Raw genomic sequence first — 23,410 nt, 5'->3', positions numbered from 1 at the left:
GAAAGGACTTCTTTTTTTGTATTAAGACTCTGTTGTGACAACATTTCCGTCTGCGTGAGGTGTATCTCCTCCGGTATTTTGTTGTTGTTCTTGTTGCTTGTGTTGTTCTTCTTCAGCTTTTTTTCTAGCAGCCTCTTCTTCAGCTTTCTTTCTAGCAGCTTCTTCTTCGGCTTTCTTTCTAGCAGCTTCTTCTTCAGCAGCCTTTTTCTGAGCTTCTTCTTGTTGTTTACGTTGTTGTTCTTGTTGTTGCTGTTGCTCTTGTTGTTTACGCTGCTCTTCAGCAGCTTTTTTCTGAGCTTCTTCTTGTTTTTGTTTATCTTCATTAGCTTTTTTCTGTACTTCCTCATCAGCTTTTTTCTTAGCTTCTTCTTCGGCTTTCTTTTTGGCAGCCTCTTCTTCAGCTTTCTTCGGGTCTGGAGTTCCGCCAGGTGCAGTGAAGGATGCACCAATTGCAGGGCTTGTTCCAGTACCTTTTTTCGCTACTACAGAGAAGCTGTAAGTAACGCCAGGTTTAATACCACCAAGAGAAGCCGTCGTACCACTTATTGATAGGCTACCACTTGAACCGTCAGTCGCTTTATAGCTTGCTGCATACGCATCAACTTCTGTTGGTCCAGACCAGTTTAGTGTAACAGTACTAGCGCCATCGAAAGTGACATTAAGACCACTAGGTGCATCTACTTTAATTTGTTTAATTGCATCTTTTTTCGCACCTTTTACATATAACTCTCCGTTTATTTCTTGTACAGAAGAAGGACGCTCGAAACGGGATTTATCTGTAGCGAATTTGCTCATCATTACTTGGAACATTTGTTGTGCAATTCTAGTAGAGCGATCACCAATGTAATTTTCTGGACCATCCTTTTCGTAACCAGTCCAAACAGCCATTGTATATTGTGGTGTATATCCAGCGAACCAGCTATCTCTATTTGCATCAGCTGGAATACCATATTTTTTAAGAACGTCTTCATCAAAGTTCTGCGTACCTGTTTTACCGGCTACGTCAACACCAGAAACGTATGCTGTTGGACCTGTACCACCAGAACCAGGTTTTACTACGTCGCGAAGAACGTCAGTAATCATGTAAGCTGTGTAGTCTTGCATCGCACGTTGTTCTTTCGGTTTAAAATTTTTCTTTTTCCCGTCTGGGAAGATAACTTCTTTTACGAAGTGCGGTTTATTGTAGTTACCATCATTACCAAAGGCTGCATATGCACCTGCTAATTGTAATGGAGAACTATCGTTACTACCAATTGCTGTTGATTCATATGTTTTGCCGTCTTTAAATGTCATACCTAAGCCTTCAGCAAACGCTTGTGACTTAGGAAGGCCAACCGCTTGAGCTGTCTTTAAAGCCGGGATGTTTAATGATTTTTTCAAAGATTCACGTAGTGAAACGTCACCTTTGTAACTCTTTGTTGCATTTCGTATTTTCTTTCCATTGGAATACGTATACTCTGAGTCGTTTAATTGATGGTATGTAGACCATTGTAAATTCTCGAATGCTGGACCGTAGTCGAAAATTGGTTTCATTGTTGAACCAACTTGGCGTTTTAAATCAGTTGCCATATTATGACCTTTGAAAGTAGATTTACTTTCTTTACGCCCAGCCCCAATTGCTCGAACTTCCCCAGATTGTGTATCCATAAATACGAATGATCCTTGGAATTGATCGTTCGGATACTTAATAAGATTGCCATCCATAATTTTTTCAGCATAATCTTGAGCATCTTGGTCAAGTGTTGTATGAATCGTTAAACCATCTGAACCGATATTTATATCGGGATATTCTTTTTCAACTTCTTTTACAACAGCATCTAAAAATGCTTGATACTTCATCTCAGTTACTTCTGAAGCCGGTTGAAGACCCTCAGTTACAGAGATTTTCATTGCGTTATTCATTTCATCTTTTGTTATATAACCATGTCGATTCATTAATGATAATACGACGTTACGACGTTGTGTAGCTCGTTCAACGTTTTCTTTTTTTGTTGGATCATAAATATTAGGACCTTGGGGTAAACCAGCGAGCATCGCAGCTTCATGTAACTGCAAGTCTTTTAAATCTTTGTTATAATATTTTTTGGCTGCTGTTGCAATACCGTACGAACGGTTACCTAAGTTAATCTTATTTAAGTACATTTCTAAGATCTCATGTTTAGAGTATTGTTGCTCTAATTTGTAAGAAAGGTACCATTCTTGTACTTTTCTCTTCGCAGTTTTGTCCATCGTTAAAAAATAGTTTTTGACTACTTGTTGTGTAATCGTACTACCACCTTGAGATCCGAACCCTCCAGTGACATTTTCCATAACTGCTTTTGTAGTTCGTTTAAAATCAATTCCATTATGATCATAGAAACGTGAATCCTCAGTTGCAAGGAATGCACTTTCAACTACCTTTGGAATTTGATCATACGTAACGTGGGTTCGTTTTTCAGCACCGTATTCATAGAAAAAGTTCCCATTCTTATCAAGAAACTTTGTTGATAAAGGATTGACAAGTTTTGATTTGTCTAATTTTGGAGCGTCCTTCACCATAACAAAGAAAGCGGAAACGCTAGCTACAAGACCAACGATACCAAGAAGTAGACAACCTATAAGGAATTTTTTAAAAAAGGAGCCTTTCTTCTTTGGTTTTTCTTCTTTATTTGTTTCTTGCTTTTGATTTTTTACATGATTTCGTTCTGTACGAGAACGATAATTATCTGACATTATACTTTCTCCTACCTTTCATTCTCTCCCCCAAAAGTCGAAAAAAGAGCCTTAGTGATGACTCTATCACGAAAAATAAACCGTGTCTAGTACACGGATATAATCAATCCGAGGGTGATAACCGCATGATAATAAAGATCCATGCTCTTCTATTTCTTCTTTCGTAATCGATTTCCGTCCACCAGTATTTTGACGATTCCAAAATGCAATAATATGTTTTGCATCTAGTAAATAAAGTTCATCAAAAAGTGTAAATTTAATAATAACAAATGCAATTCCATCATGAGCGATTACTCGCTTCATATGTTCAATTTGATGAAGGTGGAAGTTTTGAAGTGGAAAGCTGGTTTTATTTTTTGTTTCTTTCGCTTCAAAATCGATGTATTTCCCTTTGTATACACCGTTGTAATCTGTTGTAGAAGGTTGTTTAAAATACGCTTCTTTTACCACTGCAGCACTTCGAGCGGGGTAATCTACTTTTACAATTTGAAGAGGTGTAGGTTTTTTATGTACACATGCAATATTATGGGTTAAGTAATATTCATTTGTTTCATTCAATTCCTCTTCAAGGGACATACCTCTATTACTATAAGTATGTTTTTTAATTGGTGTTTTATGAGGTTGTGAAGCTTGATTGTACCGTTTTCCGTTTGGGTAACGAATGGTCATAGTGTGTCCACTCCCAACTTGCTAAGAATTACTTACAAAGGTGATTATAACAAAAAATGAAAAAAGATGTGACCTTTTTGAAGAAAGGTATGATGACTTATTTATGTTTACATGGAATGATTATGAGAAAATTAAACAATATCGTAAAAATATGGTTTGTACAGACGAAGAAAAAACAATCGTTTATAACATTAAGAGGAAAATAGAAATGGCTAATATGGACAACATTTCTCGAACACAGTCTTATCAAGAATATTATGTAAGGAACAGTGAAATTAGGTGGGCCTTTTTAGCAAGTATGGTCTCGAGAAATGCGGGATGGAATATGACTGATTTAAAAGGGAGATATTATGCTACTGTTTTACCTCAAACAGTAAAAAAACATTTGTTTCTGACTTATGAAGAAGCGAATTGGATTATTTTTTTAGATGCATTTCCTCAGCTATTGTTATACGAAGAAAGTAAGAGGAGGCAGGTACCACTATTCTATTTGTTACAATATTTTAACGTATCAATTTTTATGGAAAAAGAATGGATTTATTTTTGGGAAAAAAAAGATATAAATAGGCTCATGACAGCGCTTATTATAAATGAGCAAAATAAAATTCAAAAACCAGTTATTGAGAATGCATATTTTAAAAAACATGTATTCCATACTGCACTTTTTAAATTGCAAGAAATGCTTCATATTAGTGCTGTTATTTTTCCGACTGTTGAAGGGAGGATGTATGGTTTTTCAGTTTATCAATTTGAAACGTTACAAAAGCGTATAGAACTAGGGCAGAAATTAGCGGAGTTACTGTTTCATCCGAATTATAAAAGTTTATTCCATAGGTTTGCATTGCAAACTATACACACAGGATCAAGAGCAGATTATGAATATTATGTAAGAGAAGCTAGAAAATCTTGTACGCCAGCCCTTAGAGAGGTTTATCCTGTCGTTGCACATAAGGAAATAAGTATGAGAGATTGGTTTTGTAGAGATAAGGAAATAAATGAGTTGTTTCTACTGGAAGAGTATAAGGGTGAAGTTGATATAACAGAATGGTATAAAAGAAAGAGGGAGCAAATCTATGTTGCTTCTATCGTAAATCGTTTTGTTAAAAGGATGGATGAGTTCGTGATATAATAAAAAAGAAGTCCCGTCTTCATAAATGAAGACGGGACTTCTTAATGTGAAGTAATCCTGCCGTGTATGCTAACAATTTAATCTCAAAACGTAATGAATATAAGAGATTAAGGATGCTTCAGAAATTAGCTTTTTGTAAAAGCGCTAAAGTTTCACTTTATCCCGCTACTTGCCGGGCAGTAAGACCCACGTCTCAAAATTCAGTGAAAGCAAAGAATTTAGGTGTGGATCAACTGCCCGTAAAAGCCCGATTGAGAAGGCTAATAATCAGTGGGGATGAACAAAAACCCCGCTGACTAAAGTTTCACTTTATGTAGCAGGAAAGTTTGGACCATCTAACTTAGGGTTGCCAGTCTCGGGTTTATTTTGTTTGTTTTGTTTTTTCTTTTTTTCGTTTTTGTTCTTTGGCATTTTCATACACCTCCTTTTTGTATTGTTACCATTTCTATAAATGACATACAAAATGATTTCTTTGACGAATAACAACTAGTTTTGTCATGTGAGCAGGAGTGAGGAGTCATTCGGCGAAATTACATGACAAAGGAAAAGCAAAGAAGGGGGCGTTTTGTATATGGCGATGGTTCAGAAGGAAGATGTAATGAAAACAATGGATCAAATGTTAAGTTCTCTCGATTTGCTGGAAATGAATATAGGGATTAGAATGAATCATGCATTGAAGGATACGAGTGAAAAAATATGCAATAAAATAGAAATAACAGAAATGCATATTGAGCATATGGAAAATAAATTAGTGCATCACGAAGAAAAAGGGAATTGGGTGAAGGCATTTCAAAACGTCGTAGTGAGTGCATAATAAGGTGGGAATAAAATGAAGTATGAAGCATTAATACAATCTTCAGAAAAACTCATGCAGTATAATAATGAAGCGAATGTGAAAAAAAGAGAAATGATTGAGTACGATTTTTATAAGGATATGAAACCATTTGTAGATATGGTAGATGAGGAATTAAAAGTGTGGAAAGAATTAGCTTATAAATGGATTAAGGAAGAAAAACCGAAGTATATACATGTACAGCAAATTGATCAAGTGTACGATAATTTACAGACAAATGTTTTGCAATGTTTTGTAAATAAAGGTAAAGGTAAGCGATTCTTTGAAACACATCAAGCCATTTCGTATACTTTGCAAAATATAATTGAGCAATGTAAGTAACAAGAGGGGAAGCCCTCTTGTTTTTTTATGCTTCTGTCATTGTTGTAGGCTTTGTTGCACCGTTTATTTCTAATTCTTTTATTAATGTTCGGTAATCTGAAATGCATATTTTTCCTTCGAGATACCAATGTCTCGCAAAGTCTAACAATTCATTTACATTCTCTGTGTAATACCCCTTTTTTTGAGAAAACGCTTGTTTTAAATCCCCTAATACCATGTTGATTCCTCCCCCATGAGAATCTTCTTCTTCACTATCATAGCATGGAAGGGTTTTCTTTTTTAATTTTTTAAAAATTTAAACTTCCGACAAAAATAGACAGAGACTCCGCCACACAAATTATTTTACAAGTACATATTATATATGTAGAAACTTATGTGAAGGAGGAGAGAATGCATGTTTCAACAATCTAACGTATATCAGCAATCTAATCCATATGCACAGCAAAATATGTACCAATATAATACGGATACATATTTACGGTATAATATGTATCCTTTCGAGCCTAATTATGGAAATCAAAATTATTACCAGCCATTTGAAGTGTCGTTTATGAATCAACCACAACAACAGCAGCAACCCCATACGAATCAACAACAGCAGCAACCCCATACGAATCAACAACAGCAGCAACCCCATACGAATCAACAACAGCAGCCCTATATGGATCAACAGCAGCAACCCTATACGAATCAACAGCAGCAACCCTATATGGATCAACAACAGCAACCTTATATGAATTCACAATACTATATGCCACCACCATCTCCCTATGGAAATCAACAAGCGATGTTTTATCCACCAAAACAACCGTACCCGACGCAGAATAAACAAAAACAACAACAGCAACCGAGTCAATTTTCTAGTTTTGTTTCCCAATTTAAAAACTCAGATGGTAACTATGATGTAAATAAAATGATGAATACAGCTGGACAAATGATGAATGCGATGAACCAAGTGACAGGTATTGTAAAGCAAGTTGGAGGTTTTTTTGGTAAGTAATCTTGGGGGTTGTCAATAAAAAGCATTACGTATAAAGCAGAAGGCTAGACAAATTTCCTTGTAATAAATGGGTATATATAACAAACGGCTTTCTCTCTTTTCTCATATTGTAAAGTGTAGTCAGATTTTTTTAACGAGAGAGGAGAGAAAAAACTATGCATCATTGTCATCCTTGTTTTGGAGGGCATAAGCCTGTAGGACCTATCTGTACAACTGCTCCTGTCATTCATCCGACGAAACAGTGTGTAACACATTCTTTTTCAACAACGGTGGTGCCACACATTTTCCCAACGCATACAACACATGTTCATCATCAACAAATTAAAAACCAAAACTTCTTCCCACAAACAAACTCGAATGTAAATGTTGTAGACCCGATCGACCCAGGGTTCGGCGGCGGATGTGGACCATGTGGTCATGGACATCATGGACATCACGTATCACCATTTGGACCAGGACCAAATGTATCACCATTCGGACCAGGACCAAATGTATCACCATTCGGACCAGGACCAAATGTATCACCATTCGGACCAGGACCAAATGTATCACCATTCGGACCAAACGTTGGTGGAATATTTAAAAAGTAAATGATATGTTAGAACTAGCGAAATGCTAGTTCTTTTTTTTGTAATTGGAGTGTTGATATGAAAGTTATTGCTGTAACGGGATATAAGCCATTTGAACTTGGTATATTTAAAAATGATCATCCAGGGGTGGAATGTATAAAAAAAGCATTGCATCGAAAATTAACTACTTTTGTAGAAGAAGGTTTGGAATGGGTGATAATAAGTGGGCAGTTAGGAGTCGAATTATGGGCTGCTGAAGTTGTTTTTGAAATTCAAGTAGAATATCCAGATCTAAAATTAGCGGTATTTACTCCGTTTTTAGAACAAGAAGAAAGCTGGAAGGAAGATAACCGTGAATATTACGAATGTATTCTCTCTCAAGCAGACCATATTGATAGTATTACGAAACGGAAGTACGAAAGCCCGGAACAATTTAAATTAAAAAATCAATTTTTTATTGAAAAAAGTGATGCACTTTTAGCTGTATATGATGAAGAAAAACCAGGGAGTCCCAAATATATTGTAGAAGCAGCAAAGAAAAAAGGAGAAATAGAAAATTATCACAGTTATTTTATTCTTTTTTCTGATTTACAAGATATAATAGAAGAGGAACAGTGGAATAATGCTGAGTAATATGTAATATAGTACTCGTATATATGATTGACAAAAGGCATTGTTTCTGAAAAAATTTAGGTAATGAAAGTTTTGGCAAAAATTTGAGGTGAAGAAAATGATTTCGGATAAAATTAAATTAACGGCGAAAGATATTTTAGAAAAAGAATTTAAAACAGGCATGAGAGGCTATCAACAAGAAGAAGTGGACAAGTTTCTTGATATGATCATTAAAGACTATGAAGCTTTCCACAAGGAGTTTGATCAATTAAAGCAACAAAATGCTCGTTTAAAGCGTGAATTAGAGGAACAAAAATTAGTAGCAACGCAAGTGCCACAACAACCAGTTGTACAAACACCAGTTGCACAACCTGTATATAACAACACGAATACGGACATTTTAAAACGTCTATCTAATTTAGAAAAAGCTGTATTTGGAAGTAAGTTATACGAATAATTTCTAGTGGTAAAAAGGTTAAAGCATTTTACATAGAAAAAAACATTGCAAAATCTTTTTGTTTCCACTATACTAATGGATGTCATAACGTTTGGGTAATCGCTGCAACGCCAACGTTGTAGAGGAAAGTCCATGCTCGCACGGCCTGAGATGGCTGTAGTGTTCGTGCCTAGCCAATTCATAAGCTAGGGTATTCTGGCTGTAAGGCTGGTTTAACGGCAGGGAAAAAACCTAAGTCCTTTCGGATATGGTTTGACTACCTTTAAAGTGCCACAGTGACGAAGTCCTTGAAGAAATGATAGGAGTGGAACGAGGTAAACCCCACGAGCGAGAAACCCAAATAATGGTAGGGGAATCTTTTCCAAGGAAATGAACGATGGGAAAGGACAGGTTATATAACCTGTAGATAGATGATTGCCACCGGAGTACGAGGCGTGGGCCGTTTGCAGTACAAAGGAACAGAACATGGCTTACAGAACGTTATGAACCAACTATGAAATAACTCAGCTCTCCTTTGTTAGAGGAGGGCTTTTTATTTGTATGAAGTTATAAATTATGAGTTAAAATGGTTAATGAGAAAATTCTTCGTAAAATGTAATGATTAATAGGACAAATTGCTATTAATTATTGTTTAACTATACATAAGAGGTGAATGCAAATGGGAAAAGTTACTTTAATTGCAACAGCGGCAATGGGTATTGAAGCGTTAGTTGCCCGAGAAGTTCGTGATCTTGGTTATGAATGCCAAGTGGAAAACAGCAAAGTAACATTTGAAGCAGATGAAAAGGCGATTTGTCGCACGAACTTATGGTTACGTACTGCGGACCGTGTGAAAATTAAAGTTGGCGAATTCAAAGCGACAACATTTGATGAGCTGTTTGAAAAAACGAAAGCATTAAACTGGGGAGATTATATTCCAGAGAATGGAGAATTCCCTGTAATTGGTAAATCGTTAAAATCTGAGTTGTTCAGTGTTTCAGATTGCCAACGTATCGTTAAAAAAGCTGTCGTTGAAAAATTAAAAACAACATATAAACGTACAACTTGGTTTGAAGAAGATGGTCCGTTATTCCGTATCGAGATCGCAATGCTCAAGGATATTGCAACATTAACAATTGATGCAAGTGGTGTTGGACTTCATAAACGTGGATACCGTATGGATCAAGGGGAAGCCCCATTAAAAGAAACATTGGCTGCGTCTTTAATTAAGTTAACAAACTGGAAGCCGGATCGTCCTTTCGTAGATCCTTTCTGTGGATCAGGTACAATTCCGATTGAAGCAGCATTAATTGGACAAAATATTGCACCAGGATTTAACCGTGGCTTCGCATCAGATGAGTGGGGCTGGGTTGGTAAACAAAACTGGCGTGAAGCTCGTCAAGAAGCTGAAGATTTAGCGAATTATAATCAACCACTACAAATCATTGGATCAGATATTGATCATCGTATGATCCGAGTTGCTCAAGATAATGCAGAAGAAGTGGGCTTAAGTGATTTAATTACATTTAAACAAATGCAAGTAAAAGATTTCACGACAAAAGAGGATTATGGCTATGTTGTAACGAATCCTCCATACGGAGAACGTTTAAGTGAAAAAGCACTCGTTGAACAATTGTACAAAGAAATGGGACAAGTATTCCGCCCATTAGATACATGGTCAGCGTACGTATTAACAAGCTACGAAGCATTTGAAAAGTGTTATGGAAAAGATGCATCGAAGAAACGTAAACTGTTTAATGGATTTATCCGTACAGATTACTACCAATACTTCGGAAAACGTCCACCGCGTAATTCATAGTATAAAACTCCTCCAGCGCGCATATACTGGCTATTATGTAATGCGTAAAGGAGGACGTGATATGGATAGTTTCCAATTATCTATGATTCAAAAAGCTATTCATCGTACGTATGATGAGATCGGGAAAGAAGTGGATAGCCAAGGTGCGATTGTAGAGGAAATACAAAAAGCACAAGAAGAATATTTGTCAGCTCTTTCACACGAAACAGCGATTGATAAACGGTATTTAAAGTCATTAATATAGAAAAAAATTTTCCTTTTTCGAAAGGAAAATTTTTTTTCGTGTATTTCTATGTATGGCAACAGGGGAAAGTGGCTGCACACATATGAGTAGCAGTTGCTATATCTTTTTATAGAAAAACTTTTTGGTTGGAGGCTAAGGATGTTTACTGAGAAGAGATTACCATTTGAAGTAGGAAAACAAGATAATTTTTATGATAAGTTGAATGAATGGATTGGAGATGTGTTTTACGATATCCTTCCGGAAAAAGGCTTTGAAGAGCGTGATGAACAAATTTTTATGGCGTTTCAATTAGAGCGTGCTTTCCAAGAAAAGAAAGTAATGTTCGCAGAAGCGGGTGTAGGAACAGGGAAAACAATTGTATATCTTCTATATGCAATTTGCTATGCGCGTTATACTGGAAAACCAGCTATTATCGCTTGTGCTGATGAAACGTTAATTGAGCAGCTTGTGAAAGAAGAAGGAGACATTGCTAAGTTATCTGAAGCATTAGGACTATCTGTTGATGTTAGACTTGCGAAATCAATGGATAATTATTTATGTTTACGTAAACTTGAAGATGTTATGAGTGGACGAGCTCCAGAAGTAATTGAAGATGTATACTACGAATTACCACAGTTTGTATTCGATCATGGTACGATGCAAAACTTTACTCACTACGGCGACAGAAAAGAATTTCCACTTTTAAATGATGAGGAATGGTCAAAAGTAAATTGGGATTACTTCCAAGATTGCTTCACTTGTGATTCTCGTCATCGTTGTGGTCAAACTCTTTCTCGTGAACATTATCGTAAAGCGGCAGATTTAATTATTTGTTCTCAAGATTTCTACATGGATCATATTTGGACGTACGATGCTCGTAAGCGTGAAGGGCAAATTCCGTTATTACCTGAAAGTAGCTGCGTTGTATTCGATGAAGGACATCTTGTAGAATATGCAGCTCAAAAAGCTTTAACATATCGTTTAAAGCAAACGATGATGGAGCAACTTTTAACAAGATTGTTGCAAAACGATATTCGTGAAGAGTTTGCACATTTAGTAGAAGAAACAATTTGGCAAACAGAGCGATTCTTTGATGTGTTACAAGAAAATAAAAAGGAAATCGCCGGTTCTGATCGTTTAGAAATTACTGTGACAGAAAAAGTAACAGCTGAAGCGAATAGACTTTATGCGAAAATTGGTGAAGTCGGTGATGCATTAGTATTTGAAAGTGAAATGCATACAGTAAACACGTATGATTTAAATATCGTTGATGAACATTTAGATGTATTAGAACATTCACTTCGTCTGTTCATGCACGAAAAAAATGTAATTACATGGGGTGAAGAAGGTGATGGAGCCTTCACGTTAGTGATTATGCCACGTGCGGTTGAAGAAGTATTACAAGAGAAAGTATTCTCGAAGAAAATCCCGTATATTTTCTCTTCTGCTACATTATCTAACAACGATTCATTCGCATTTACAGCAAATAGCCTAGGGGTAAAAGATTACTTATCATTCTCAGTTGCCTCACCGTTTGATTATACAGAGCAAATGGCAGTAAACTTACTATCGCATACGAAAGAAAATGAATGGGAAAGAAAGTGTCAATATACACTTGAAAATATACAGAAAACAAATGGACGTACACTTGTATTATTCCGTACAACACAAGAACTTGCAGCGTTTAAAGAATATGTAAGTAAAGAACAAATGTCCGTTCCGTTCCTATATGAAGGGGATCAAGAAATTAGTCAGCTCGTTTCTCGTTTCCAAAATGAAGAAGAGACTGTACTTTGTGCTGTTCATTTATGGGAAGGTTTAGATATTCCTGGTTCATCATTATCGCATGTTATTATTTGGTCATTACCATTCCCTCCAAACGATCCTGTGTTTGAAGCGAAGCGTAAACATGTAAATGATCCATTCTGGGATGTAGATGTACCGTATATGATTTTACGTCTTCGTCAAGGGATTGGACGTTTAATTCGTACGAGCGACGATAAAGGGGCTATATCAATCTTCTTATCTGATACAGAAGATGAGAAAGTGATAGAAGCGGTGAAAAACGTACTACCAGTAGAAGGTAAAGAATTATAAGGAGAAAGCTTGGCGCTTGCCAAGCTTTTTTTCTATTATAAAAGGAATTTAGGTTTCCATGTCGAATTAAGTTTGAGGTAGAAAAGGGAGGTTTTATACGATGACAGTAGCTACATATGAAGTAGAAAAACAATTTTTAACATATGTGAAGAAGATACAAAATTACGGTGAAGCATTAAGCTTAATGTTTTGGGACTTAAGAACAGGTGCGCCTAAAAAAGGTGTAGACCAGCGTTCAGAAGTAATTGGTATGCTTTCATCAGAAGTGTTTGTCATGTCGACTTCAGATGAGATGGGAAATTATTTAACAGAGCTTGAAGCTTTAATAAGTGAAAATAAACTTTCTGAAACGACGAAGAAAATGGTTGAAGAGTGTCGTAAAGAATATGATAGAAATAAGAAAATCCCACAAGCGGAATACGAGGCGTATGTGAAATTAGAAGCGAAAGCGGAAAGTGTGTGGGAAGAAGCTCGGGAAAAATCTGATTTCGAAATGTTCCGTCCGTATTTAGAACAAATAGTTGAATTTAAAAAGAAATTCATTACATATTGGGGTTACGAAACATATAAATATAATACATTATTAGATATGTATGAGCCAGGTATTACAGTAGAAGTGTTAGATCACGTATTTGGTCAACTTCGTGAGCGTATCGTTCCGCTCGTAAAAGAAATATCGGAGTCACAAAAGAGATTAAAGACAAGTGCTTTATCAGAACATTTTTCAAAAGAAAAACAAAAGAACTTTACATTAGAGTTATTAAAGCAATTGAATTATGACTTTGAAGCAGGTCGTCTTGATGAAACGGTACATCCATTTGAGATTACATTAAATAGAGGGGACGTTCGCATTACAACACGCTATGATGAAAAAGATTTCCGTATGGCAGTGTTTGGAACAATTCATGAATGTGGCCATGCTGTATATGAACAAAATATTGCAGAGAAATTTGAAGGTACACCGCTATGTAGTGGAACTTCTATGGGTATTCATGAGTCACAATCATTATTCTTTGAGAACTTTATCGGTCGTAATAAATCATTCTGGAAGAAAAATTATGATTTATTAAAAGAGTATAGCGATGGTCAATTCAATGATATATCAGTAGGTGAGTTTTATGATGCGATTAACGAATCGAAGCCATCGTTCATTCGTATAGAAGCAGATGAGCTTACATATCCGCTTCACGTCATGGTTCGTTATGAACTTGAGAAAGAATTATTTGATGGTACATTACAAGTGAAGGATTTGCCAGCGGCTTGGAATGATAAGATGGAAGCATATTTAGGAATTCGTCCGGAAAGCAATGCACAAGGTGTATTGCAAGATGTTCACTGGGCTGGTGGTTCATTTGGATACTTCCCATCTTATGCGCTTGGTTATATGTATGCAGCGCAATTTAAGCAAAGAATGTTAAAAGACATTCCGAACTTTGATGCATTATTAGAAGAAGGAAACGTAACACCAATTCGTGAATGGTTAACAGAAAATATTCACCAATACGGTAAAACGAAAAAGCCACTTGAAATTTTGGAAGATGTGACAGGTGAAGGATTAAATGCAAACTACTTAGCAGATTATTTAGAAGCGAAGTATAAAGAAATCTATGAGTTATAAAAAAGAGCTGCTTAATTGCAGCTCTTTTTTTCAAGGGGGATAGAAGAATGGATTATACATATACAGTAATGACGCAAGAAGAAGCAGAAGAAATTGCATATAACTGGCATTATGAAGGGAGGTATTCCTTTTACGATATAGGTGCAGATGAAGAAGATTTAGCTGAGTTTTTACATGATGAGAGTAGAGGAGATCATACATTTTCTGTGAAGGAAAACGGCACTCTCATTGGTTTTTTTACTGTTTGTAAAATAAATGATGGAACGGTTGATATAGGTCTTGGAATGAGACCTGATATAACTGGAAATGGATTTGGTTTACAGTTCGTAAACGCTGGACTAGCTTTTAGTAAAGAAAAATATGGTTGTAATTATATAACGCTATCAGTAGCGACATGTAATGAGAGAGCGATTAAAGTGTATAAAAGAGCAGGATTTGAAGCTGTTGGAACGTTTATACAGAAAACAAATGGTAGTTGTTTTGAGTTTTTGAAAATGAATTATATATGTAAAAATGATTAAGAAACAGAGGGGATCTTCTGTTTCTTTATTTTGATTTAGAAGTATAGGATACATATTTTTGTACTTGTTGTAATTGGGAGTTTTGAAATTTTGACAGAGGATGTGTATGATTGAACTTTAGTAGCAAATAGCAGGTTTAGCAAGGAGAGGTAGAATGAATACAATTAAAACGAAAAATGAAATAGATTTGATGCATGAATCTGGGAAATTACTTGCTTCATGTCATAGGGAAATTGCCAAAATGATGAAACCAGGTATTACGACAAAAGAAATTAATACGTTTGTTGAAGCATATTTAGAAAAGCATGGTGCAACATCTGAACAGAAAGGGTACAACGGGTATCCATATGCGATATGTGCATCTGTAAATGCTGAAATGTGCCATGGGTTTCCCGCCAATGTTCCTTTAACTGAGGGGGATATTGTAACAATTGACATGGTAGTAAACTTAAATGGTGGTCTTTCAGATTCTGCTTGGACGTATAGAATTGGAAATGTTTCTGATGAAGCAGAAAGGTTATTGTTAGTAGCTGAGAATGCTTTATATAAAGGGATTGATCAGGCGGTAATCGGTAATCATGTAGGAGACATTGGCTATGCAATTGAAAGTTATGTAGCTACTGAAGGTTTTTCGGTTGCAAGAGACTTTACGGGGCACGGGATTGGTAAAGAGATTCATGAAGAACCAGCAATTTTTCATTTTGGGAAACAAGGACAAGGGCCTGAACTACAAGAAGGAATGGTAATTACAATTGAGCCTATTGTCAATGTAGGTATGCGATATTCGAAAGTAGATTTAAATGGATGGGCTGCAAGAACGATGGACGGGAAATTATCAGCGCAATATGAGCATACAATTGCGATTACAAAAGATGGGCCAATTATTTTAACGACACTTTGAAATAATATGTAAGAGTTTACAAAACTCGAACAAAAATGATGTTTTTATAAAATTTGTACGTGTTTTATTAAGAAATGCTTTTCAAAGTATAAAAAGTGCGTTATAATCCATCTATAAAATAAATAGTTAGCTACACTCATATAATCGCGGGGATATGGCCTGCAAGTTTCTACCGAAGTACCGTAAATACTTTGACTATGAGTGAGGACGAATATATTTGCTTGTTTAGCATTCTTTTTTGCGAAACTCCAAAAGCGCGTCTCTCACTTGTAACGAGTGGTGGCGGCTTTTGGAGTTTTTTATTGCATAAGAGGGGGAACAAACATGAAAGTATTACAAGAAAAGATTTTGAACGAAGGAAAGGTTTTATCTGGTGACGTATTAAAGGTAGATGCATTTTTAAATCATCAAATTGACCCAGTACTTATGCAAGAGATCGGAAAAGAATTTGCTAAACGTTTTAAAGAAGAGAACATTACAAAAATCGTGACGATTGAATCTTCAGGCATTGCACCAGCAGTTATGGCTGCATTAGAGCTTGGTGTAAAAGTAATCTTTGCAAGAAAACGTAAATCGTTAACGTTACAAGATAATATGTACGTTGCAAACGTATATTCATTTACGAAACAAGAAACGAATGAAATTTCATTATCTCGAAATCATATCGATGAAAATGATCGTGTTTTAATTATCGATGACTTTTTAGCAAATGGTCAGGCTGCTTTAGGTTTAATGAGTTTAGTAGAGCAAGCAGGAGCAAGTATTGCAGGAATTGGTATTGTTATTGAAAAAGCATTTCAAGATGGAGGAAAGAAGCTTCGTGAACAAGGAGTTCGTGTTGAGTCACTAGCAGAAATTGCATCACTTGATAACGGCACAGTTACATTTGTACAGCAAGAAACTGCGGAGGTGAAATAAACGATGAAGCAACATCCATTTAAAATCGCATCGCTTGGTATGCAGCATATGCTTGCGATGTATGCTGGCGCAATTATCGTTCCGCTTATTGTGGGCGGCGGACTTGGTTTAAATCAAAAAGAGTTAACATATTTAGTCTCAATTGATTTATTAATGTGCGGCGTTGCGACGATTTTACAAGCATTATCAAATCGCTTTTTCGGCATTGGACTTCCCGTTGTACTTGGTTGTACATTTACAGCGGTTGGGCCAATGATTGCAATCGGGAAACAATACGGTGTGTCTTCTATTTATGGAGCGATTATTGCTGCCGGGTTATTCGTTGTTATTTTTGCGAAATTATTTGGAAAGCTTGTAAAACTGTTTCCACCTGTTGTAACAGGATCTGTCGTTACCGTAATTGGAGTTACACTTGTTCCAGCAGCGATTAATGATATGGCTGGGGGAGTAGGAAGTAAGGATTTCGGTAGTCTTGAGAATTTAGCGTTAGCATTTGGTGTATTATTATTTATCATCATTATGTATCGTTTCTTTGACGGGTTTATTCGTTCAATCTCTATTTTACTAGGTCTATTGTTCGGTACAATTGTTGCAGCGTTTATGGGGAAAGTAAGTTTGCAAGCGGTTGGAGAAGCGGATTGGTTCCACGGTATTCAGCCATTTTACTTCGGTACACCAACATTTGAATTAACGCCAATTATTACGATGATTTTAGTTGCTTGCGTAGGGATTGTAGAAGCAACAGGTGTATATTTCGCATTATCTGATATTTGCAATAAAAAGATCGGTGAAAAAGAATTAACAAAAGGCTATCGAGCAGAAGGATTAGCGATGGTGTTAGGTGGTATTTTCAACGCCTTCCCATATACAACATACTCTCAAAACGTAGGACTTGTTCAATTAACTGGAGTAAGAAATCGCGTTATTATTTATACTTGTGGTGGTATGTTAATCGTTCTTGGGTTCATTCCAAAAATCGCAGCTATTACAACTATTATCCCGAAATCAGTACTTGGCGGTGCAATGTTAGCGATGTTTGGTATGGTAATGGCATATGGTATTAAAATGTTAAGTAGCGTTGATTTTGGTAAACAAGAAAACTTATTAATCGTTGCATGTTCTGTCGGGATCGGACTAGGGGTTACTGTCGTTCCTACATTATTCTCACAACTTCCTGAAAACATTCGTATTTTAACAGATAACGGAATTGTACTTGGAAGTGCGTCAGCAGTACTTTTAAATATCGTATTTAATATGGTGCCGCAGCGTAAAGTGAAAGTAAAAGAAGAGCCAGTGTCGATGCAAAGTGCAGTAAGAGAAGCATAAAAAAGCAAGGTCTCGTTATGAGACCTTGCTTTTCTTTTTAAGTGGCATCATTTTCCCGTAAGTACCAAGACGCCAAATGTACTCAAGTGGCCCGTATTGATAACGTGACAGCCACCAGCGGCTAATAAAGATTTGTAACGTATAGAAACTAATGCAAAATAGAGGTCCTACCCATAATGGAGCAAGATAATCATTTTTGAACAATAGTCCGAATACAAGTAACGTAACAATTGTATGCGAGATGTAATTTGTTAACGCCATTCGACCAACATATTGGAATGGTCGTAATAATGTTTGCCATTTTTCTTTCTGTAATAAACGCATAAGTGTGAAAATGTAGAAGATGAATAATGTTTTTCCGCTAAACATTGCAAGTCCTTGCATATAAAGTGGTTCATATGACGATGTTGATAAGAAATAACGAACCATAAAGAACCAAAACGGTAATGTTAAAACGAACATAATGATTTGCCATTTTTTTAGTTTCGGATCTAACTCTTTCGTACGACGGAAAATGTCTTTTTTACCAGCGTATAAACCGAGTAAAAATAATCCGAGTGTTTCTGGGAGCATTGAAATATTTAGCCCTATTCCATTAGCATAAAATGTATGGAAACGATTTTGTATTTGTGACATCCAGTCTTCAAGTGGCATGATTGGTAAGGATAATCCAAGTTCATCCTTTGGCATGAAGGCAATACCAATACTAGCAATTAGCATAAGAAATTGAAAGATACTTAATAAAACGATTGCCCATATTAAAATGGTACGAGGTTCTCTCTTATAAAATAAAAATAAGAAAAATCCAGCGATTGCATAAGTATGTAAAATGTCTCCGTCCCATAAAAGAACGTAATGTAAGAAACCAAATAATAATAAAATAAGTAAGCGGCGAACAAATAAAGTTTTTGGGCGATCTGTTTTCGCTTCAGCACGAGTCATAAAAATGTAAAAGCCTAGGCCGAATAAAAATGAAAAGATTGTATAAAATTTTGTTTGAATAAACATATCGTAAAATAGACGGATATAGCTATCTAGCCCCTCATAAACTCCTGAAAGATCGCGTGAGTCAATCCCAGCGATAACAGGCCAGTTAACAAGAAAAATACCTAGTACAGCTATTCCTCTAATAATATCGATGGAATGTATCCTCTCGCCTTGTGAAATATTTTGTGTCATTATTTTCCTCCTTGTTAAGTAATTCCCTTTTATTATACAAAATGTAAAGAGGAGGGTATATAGGTAATTTCCAATTTTTAAAACTGTTAAGATATGTATTATGAGATATAATAAGAGTGCACAACAAGTTTTAACCTTCTTCAAAACAGGCAGTAAAGCTCCTTTCTATAAGGGGCTTTCTTTATGAAAAGTATTGATAATGATTCTCTTTAATGATAAAATGTATTCAAAAGTGATAATCATTATCAAAAAAGGTTGGTGCATGAGTATGGTATATGCATTAGTAGCAGGTACAGTCGCTGTATATGCAGTTATTGCAAAGTATGTTTTAAATGGAGTAGGAACAGCAAAATGAGTGATATGACATAAAATCCCTTTCATTTGTAAAAAGAATGAAAGGGATTTTTTATTTTTAATGAGAATATGCTGAAAATTTAGTATGATAGTAAAGTGAAACTGTAATCGATGAGGGGATGTATTTCCTGATGATTATGAGCTCGCAAATGGTGGGAAAAAGTATATACATCTTGGATAAAGGGGAACAAGGGGATGACAAACATAGTACAGACAAACGGTATGAAAAAACTTGTTTGTTTTTATGAAGAGTGGCAAAAACACGGCGATGCAGAGAATAGTGTAAAGTTGTTTGAGGTGATTCAAAAATATAAACAAGAGCAGCTTATGATAGCGTTCTGCGGTCACTTCTCTGCAGGGAAATCAACGATGATGAATCATCTATATAAAGCGCAGTTGTTACCAACAAGTCCAATTCCGACAAGCGCTAACGTTGTCAAAATTGAAAAAGGAATGGATCGTGTTGTTGTAACAGTTAAATCTGGAGAACAGTACGAATATGATGGTGCATATTCAGCTGAAGAATTAAAACAAATTTGTAAAGACGGTGATGAGGTAATTGGTGTTCATATTTATCGGTATGATGCGCCAATTCCTGAGGGTGTTATGTTAGTTGATACACCAGGTATTGATTCAACAGATGATGCCCATCAATTAGCGACAGAATCAACGCTGCATCTAGCAGACGTAATTTTTTATATGATGGATTATAATCACGTCCAATCGGAAGTGAATTTACAATTTGTTAAAGAATTGAAACAACGTAATAAAACGGTTTATCTCGTTGTAAATCAAATAGATAAACATAAAGAAAATGAATTATCGTTTGAGGATTATAAAGATAGTGTAAAACAATCGTTCTCTAACTGGGATATTGAAGTAGATGGAGTGTATTATACGTCATTACGAATGATGAACCATACGCATAATGAAATTGGAAGCTTAGAAACATTAATTATTTCTATTATGAAAGAAAAAGTGCAGTATGTAAGAGATGGAATGGAGCGAGAAACAGAATATTTAATGGGGGAACATTTCTCGTTTATTCTTTCAGAAAATGAAAAAGCTCTTTTGAAATATGAGGAAGAGCTAGCATCGCCGCTTTCTATTTCAGAGATAGTTGAAAAGAAAGAAGAGCTAACGGAAACTAAACAACGCGAGGTTAGTAAAGAATCTCATGTGAGAAACGAATTTATAAAAGGCTTACAAGCTATATTAGATAACGCATATTTAATGCCATTTGAAACGAGAGAACTGGCAAATGCGTATTTAGAAACGAAATTAACTAAATTTAAGGTCGGTTTGCTGTTTGCGAAAGGAAAGACGGAGCAAGAAAAACAGAGACGTTTAGATGCTTTTTATTCTGCTTTGCAAAAGACTGTTGAAACGCAACTTGATTTTCATGTGAAAGAATTTATTGTTGCCTTCTTAAAAGAAGAAGGATTGTTCACAGAGGAAATTGGGAAAGACATATATGCTTTAGAAATTGCTTTTGGACCAGAAATGTTAGCTGAAGTCATTAAACAAGGTGCAGGTTTCACAGGTGATTACTTACTTCTTTATACAGCGGATGTAGCGAATGAACTGAAGAAACGTTATTTTACAAAAGCGCAGCAAATTTTTGATAAAAGTGCAGTCGTTTTAAAGCAAAAGGTGAAGGAAGCAGTTGCACGCATTGAAGAAGAGATTGAAAAATATACGATGTTGCAAACGGCAAAAGAAACGCAATTGCAATACAGTAACAATTTAGAGACATATGAAAGTTATTTGCAAAATGTTTGGCACGAGCGTGTTGCTACACCAGAAGGATTGCAAATAGAGGAGATATTGCAAAGTAAAACACAAATTGTTAGTGAGAAATTCACACTACAAGAGCAGGAAAGCGTAAACGATAACGTAATGGCTCGTGAGGAAGAGATAAAAGGAACGGCAGCTTTAAATATTCAGCGTATATTAGAGAAAGTGAAGAAAGCTGAAACGATATTAGAGCCATTGCCAGCGCTGAAACATGTACAACAAGAGGTAATAGAAAAAAGGCGTCGTGTGGAAACGAAACAATTTACAGTAGCATTATTCGGAGCTTTTAGTGCTGGGAAATCATCATTTGCCAATGCATTGCTTGGTGGGAATGTACTTCCTGTATCACCAAATCCGACGACGGCAACGATTAATCAAATTTTGCCGGTTACAGAGGAAAAACCACACGGAACAGTAATGGTTCAATTCAAATCAAAGCAAGCTCTATTAGAAGATATGAAAGCTGTTTATAAGTTGTTTCATTATGAGATTACTACGTTAGATGAAGCGTTAGCACAAATTGATAAAGTTATGAAATATCCTTCACCAACTGGGAAGCAAAAAACAACATTTAGCTTTTTACGAGCGGTACAAAAAGGGTATGATACGGTTTCTGCTCATTTAGGGGAGCAAGTACAAGTTACATTAGAAGAGTTTTCTGATTATGTAGCGAATGAAGAAAAATCATGTTTTGTTGAGTACATGGAGCTTTATTATGATTGTGCTTTAACAAGGCAAGGAGTAGCGCTTGTAGACACACCTGGAGCGGATTCTATTAACGCCCGCCATACGGACGTTGCGTTCCAGTATATTAAAAACGCAGATGCTATTTTATTTGTAACGTATTATAATCATGTGTTCTCTCGTGCTGACCGTGAATTCTTAATCCAACTTGGTCGTGTAAAGGATACTTTTGCACTTGATAAAATGTTCTTCTTAATTAATGCGGCCGATTTAGCAGAGTCTGAAGAAGAACTTGAAATGGTAAAAGGTTATATCGCAGACCAGCTACTGCAATATGGTATTAGAAATCCGCGTTTATTTGCAATTTCAAGTTTATGTGCACTTGAAGAGAAGCAAGGAAAGAATATTGAAAAAGAGAAGTACGGTATTTTACAAAACTCTGGGATTGCTAAGTTCGAGGAATCATTTACATCCTTTATGATGAGAGATTTAATGCTCGTATCTGTTCATGCTTTATATGGTACATTGCAAGGAGCAGATCAGCTTTTAGTAAATATGATAAACGGTGCAAAGCAGGGGAATGAAGAGAAAGAGAAGCAAACGAAAAAATATGAAGCAGAGCGTGATCAGCTACTTCATATTATTTCATCATATAGTGTGCTTGCTGAAGAGCAGGCGATGCAAAATGAAGTGAAAGAATTGCTTTATTACGTGCAACAGCGTCTATTCCTACGCTATAACGATGTGTTTACTGAATTTATTAATCCAGCATCGCTGCGAACGGATGGGAATGTGAAAGTGCAGTTGCAACAGTGCGTTATGGAATTAGTAGCATTTATTCAGCATGATTTACTACAAGAAATGCGTGCGACATCATTACGCCTTGAGAAATGGATAGATGAAGCGATGAAGCGTGCAAAGAATGAAATTGTGGTGAACTGTAAAGTAGAAAATGAATCAATTTCTATGAGTGGAACAGTGGATTATGAATATAAAGATATTGCACATAAAGAACCGTTCCCTTCAGTTGAAATAAAAGATTTCAAAAAAGCACTGGCGCATTTTAAAAATGAAAAAAGCTTTTTTGAAAAAAATGATAAAGCTTTCATGCAAGAAGAGGCTAAAGTTGTATTAGAGCCTTTCGTATCAAACTATGTAGCTGATGAAAAAGATTTATTTGTTCATCATTATAAGCAAGAGTGGGATTTGAAATGGAACTTATTCCAAAAAGTGATGCAGCAAGATGTGATGAATTATTATGAAAGTGTATTATTTGCATTGGCTGAAACAATTGATGTATCACTATATGAACAAAGTAAAGAACAATTGCAAAAGCAGTTAGTAGAGATTGAAAAAGAAATTTATGTGATATAGTCGTTATGAGAAAAAGATTCGTTCAATTTTCTTTTGCAATACTGTATCTAAAGATTTGACAAACCCAGCAAATTCATCGGTAGAAATCATATGAGTAAGAACGAGGCGTCTGCCGTCTGGTGTTTCACCGCATAAGACGAATGAAGAAAATTCATATGTTTTGTTTTCTACTACTAATTTTGGATAGGAATACGTGTCGCTTTTCTTCTTCTTTCCATCAATAGAGATGACGTTGCACTTTTTCTCATTGTTGTCCATGGTGAATCCCTCCTTTCTATTATTTATGGTAGACAAGGAG

The 23,410-nt window shown here is 35.9% G+C and carries 22 protein-coding genes, 1 other RNA gene and 1 riboswitch; of the genes, 17 read left to right on the top strand and 6 right to left on the bottom strand.

Annotated features, from left to right (window positions below; genetic code table 11):
• Window positions 1-21 precede the first annotated feature (21 nt).
• Together DN394_RS18510 and recU are read right to left on the bottom strand one after the other, a co-directional pair.
• Window positions 22-2,712 (bottom strand): PBP1A family penicillin-binding protein, encoded by a 2,691-nt coding sequence (locus DN394_RS18510; RefSeq protein ID WP_046955207.1) that lies wholly within the window; start codon window positions 2,710-2,712, stop codon window positions 22-24.
• 66 nt (window positions 2,713-2,778) lie between these two features.
• Complete coding sequence (recU, locus tag DN394_RS18505) at window positions 2,779-3,381, bottom strand: Holliday junction resolvase RecU (protein ID WP_000155596.1); 603 nt, start codon at window positions 3,379-3,381, stop codon at window positions 2,779-2,781.
• Between the two features lie 103 nt (window positions 3,382-3,484).
• Between recU and DN394_RS18500 the strand changes: the two genes are divergently transcribed.
• Window positions 3,485-4,510 (top strand): DUF2515 domain-containing protein, encoded by a 1,026-nt coding sequence (locus DN394_RS18500; protein ID WP_002108635.1) that lies wholly within the window; start codon window positions 3,485-3,487, stop codon window positions 4,508-4,510.
• Window positions 4,511-4,819: 309 nt separating this feature from the next.
• Here DN394_RS18500 and DN394_RS29025 read toward each other — a convergent pair whose 3' ends face one another.
• Window positions 4,820-4,996, bottom strand: a complete 177-nt coding sequence (locus DN394_RS29025) for a phage portal protein (RefSeq protein ID WP_080345072.1) — start codon at window positions 4,994-4,996, stop codon at window positions 4,820-4,822.
• Between the two features lie 85 nt (window positions 4,997-5,081).
• Here DN394_RS29025 and DN394_RS18495 point away from each other — a divergent pair, with 85 nt between their 5' ends.
• Both DN394_RS18495 and DN394_RS18490 read left to right on the top strand, forming a co-directional pair.
• A complete protein-coding gene (locus DN394_RS18495; protein ID WP_001252042.1) occupies window positions 5,082-5,324 on the top strand; it encodes a hypothetical protein in 243 nt (80 codons plus the stop codon).
• Between the two features lie 15 nt (window positions 5,325-5,339).
• Window positions 5,340-5,684 carry a YppE family protein gene (locus DN394_RS18490; protein ID WP_000872967.1) on the top strand — a complete coding sequence of 115 codons (345 nt, stop codon included), beginning with the start codon at window positions 5,340-5,342 and terminating at the stop codon, window positions 5,682-5,684.
• Between the two features lie 25 nt (window positions 5,685-5,709).
• Here DN394_RS18490 and DN394_RS18485 read toward each other — a convergent pair whose 3' ends face one another.
• Window positions 5,710-5,901 carry a YppF family protein gene (locus DN394_RS18485; protein ID WP_000242661.1) on the bottom strand — a complete coding sequence of 64 codons (192 nt, stop codon included), beginning with the start codon at window positions 5,899-5,901 and terminating at the stop codon, window positions 5,710-5,712.
• A gap of 177 nt (window positions 5,902-6,078) precedes the next feature.
• On the opposite strand from DN394_RS18485, the gene DN394_RS18480 reads away from it, so the two are divergent.
• The 13 genes from DN394_RS18480 to pbuX all read left to right on the top strand — a co-directional run bounded on the left by DN394_RS18480 (window position 6,079) and on the right by pbuX (window position 17,724).
• Complete coding sequence (locus DN394_RS18480) at window positions 6,079-6,684, top strand: YppG family protein (RefSeq protein WP_149294100.1); 606 nt, start codon at window positions 6,079-6,081, stop codon at window positions 6,682-6,684.
• A 155-nt stretch (window positions 6,685-6,839) separates the two neighbouring features.
• Window positions 6,840-7,274, top strand: a complete 435-nt coding sequence (locus DN394_RS18475) for a spore coat protein (protein WP_149294099.1) — start codon at window positions 6,840-6,842, stop codon at window positions 7,272-7,274.
• 57 nt (window positions 7,275-7,331) lie between these two features.
• Window positions 7,332-7,886 (top strand): SLOG family protein, encoded by a 555-nt coding sequence (locus DN394_RS18470; RefSeq protein WP_000862919.1) that lies wholly within the window; start codon window positions 7,332-7,334, stop codon window positions 7,884-7,886.
• Window positions 7,887-7,983: 97 nt separating this feature from the next.
• The gene (gene gpsB / locus DN394_RS18465) at window positions 7,984-8,322 is read left to right on the top strand and encodes a cell division regulator GpsB (protein WP_000622425.1); all 339 of its coding nucleotides are present in this window, start codon (window positions 7,984-7,986) and stop codon (window positions 8,320-8,322) included.
• A gap of 87 nt (window positions 8,323-8,409) precedes the next feature.
• An RNA gene (gene rnpB, locus DN394_RS18460) (RNase P RNA component class B) lies at window positions 8,410-8,800 on the top strand.
• 180 nt (window positions 8,801-8,980) lie between these two features.
• A complete protein-coding gene (locus DN394_RS18455; RefSeq protein WP_000521230.1) occupies window positions 8,981-10,120 on the top strand; it encodes a THUMP domain-containing class I SAM-dependent RNA methyltransferase in 1,140 nt (379 codons plus the stop codon).
• A gap of 61 nt (window positions 10,121-10,181) precedes the next feature.
• Window positions 10,182-10,364, top strand: a complete 183-nt coding sequence (locus DN394_RS18450; RefSeq protein WP_000376888.1) for a DUF3921 family protein — start codon at window positions 10,182-10,184, stop codon at window positions 10,362-10,364.
• 138 nt (window positions 10,365-10,502) lie between these two features.
• Window positions 10,503-12,440, top strand: coding sequence for an ATP-dependent DNA helicase (locus DN394_RS18445; protein WP_097994190.1), 1,938 nt, complete (start codon window positions 10,503-10,505; stop codon window positions 12,438-12,440).
• A gap of 100 nt (window positions 12,441-12,540) precedes the next feature.
• The gene (gene ypwA / locus DN394_RS18440; RefSeq protein WP_097994191.1) at window positions 12,541-14,058 is read left to right on the top strand and encodes a carboxypeptidase; all 1,518 of its coding nucleotides are present in this window, start codon (window positions 12,541-12,543) and stop codon (window positions 14,056-14,058) included.
• 47 nt (window positions 14,059-14,105) lie between these two features.
• A complete protein-coding gene (locus DN394_RS18435) occupies window positions 14,106-14,579 on the top strand; it encodes a GNAT family N-acetyltransferase (protein WP_000386783.1) in 474 nt (157 codons plus the stop codon).
• A gap of 154 nt (window positions 14,580-14,733) precedes the next feature.
• Window positions 14,734-15,480, top strand: coding sequence for a type I methionyl aminopeptidase (locus DN394_RS18430; RefSeq protein ID WP_097914899.1), 747 nt, complete (start codon window positions 14,734-14,736; stop codon window positions 15,478-15,480).
• A 116-nt stretch (window positions 15,481-15,596) separates the two neighbouring features.
• A riboswitch (purine riboswitch) is annotated at window positions 15,597-15,698 on the top strand.
• A gap of 106 nt (window positions 15,699-15,804) precedes the next feature.
• Window positions 15,805-16,398, top strand: coding sequence for a xanthine phosphoribosyltransferase (locus DN394_RS18420; protein ID WP_000866483.1), 594 nt, complete (start codon window positions 15,805-15,807; stop codon window positions 16,396-16,398).
• 3 nt (window positions 16,399-16,401) lie between these two features.
• Window positions 16,402-17,724: a xanthine permease PbuX gene (pbuX, locus tag DN394_RS18415; RefSeq protein ID WP_000809222.1), complete on the top strand. Its 1,323-nt coding sequence runs from the start codon at window positions 16,402-16,404 to the stop codon at window positions 17,722-17,724.
• Window positions 17,725-17,739: 15 nt separating this feature from the next.
• Here pbuX and DN394_RS18410 read toward each other — a convergent pair whose 3' ends face one another.
• Window positions 17,740-18,903, bottom strand: a complete 1,164-nt coding sequence (locus tag DN394_RS18410) for a DUF418 domain-containing protein (RefSeq protein ID WP_149294098.1) — start codon at window positions 18,901-18,903, stop codon at window positions 17,740-17,742.
• A 549-nt stretch (window positions 18,904-19,452) separates the two neighbouring features.
• Here DN394_RS18410 and DN394_RS18405 point away from each other — a divergent pair.
• Window positions 19,453-23,112 carry a dynamin family protein gene (locus tag DN394_RS18405; RefSeq protein WP_149294097.1) on the top strand — a complete coding sequence of 1,220 codons (3,660 nt, stop codon included), beginning with the start codon at window positions 19,453-19,455 and terminating at the stop codon, window positions 23,110-23,112.
• Between the two features lie 3 nt (window positions 23,113-23,115).
• Here DN394_RS18405 and DN394_RS18400 read toward each other — a convergent pair whose 3' ends face one another.
• On the bottom strand, window positions 23,116-23,370 hold the full coding sequence (locus DN394_RS18400; protein ID WP_000369740.1) for a DUF3931 domain-containing protein: 255 nt from the start codon (window positions 23,368-23,370) through the stop codon (window positions 23,116-23,118).
• Between the last annotated feature and the right edge of the window lie 40 nt (window positions 23,371-23,410).

Origin of the sequence: Bacillus sp. BB081 (assembly GCF_008368895.1) — a bacterium.
GTDB lineage: Bacteria > Bacillota > Bacilli > Bacillales > Bacillaceae_G > Bacillus_A > Bacillus_A wiedmannii.
The sequence above is the reverse complement of the archived record's forward strand: the minus strand, read 5'-3'. Positions and strand labels throughout refer to the sequence as shown.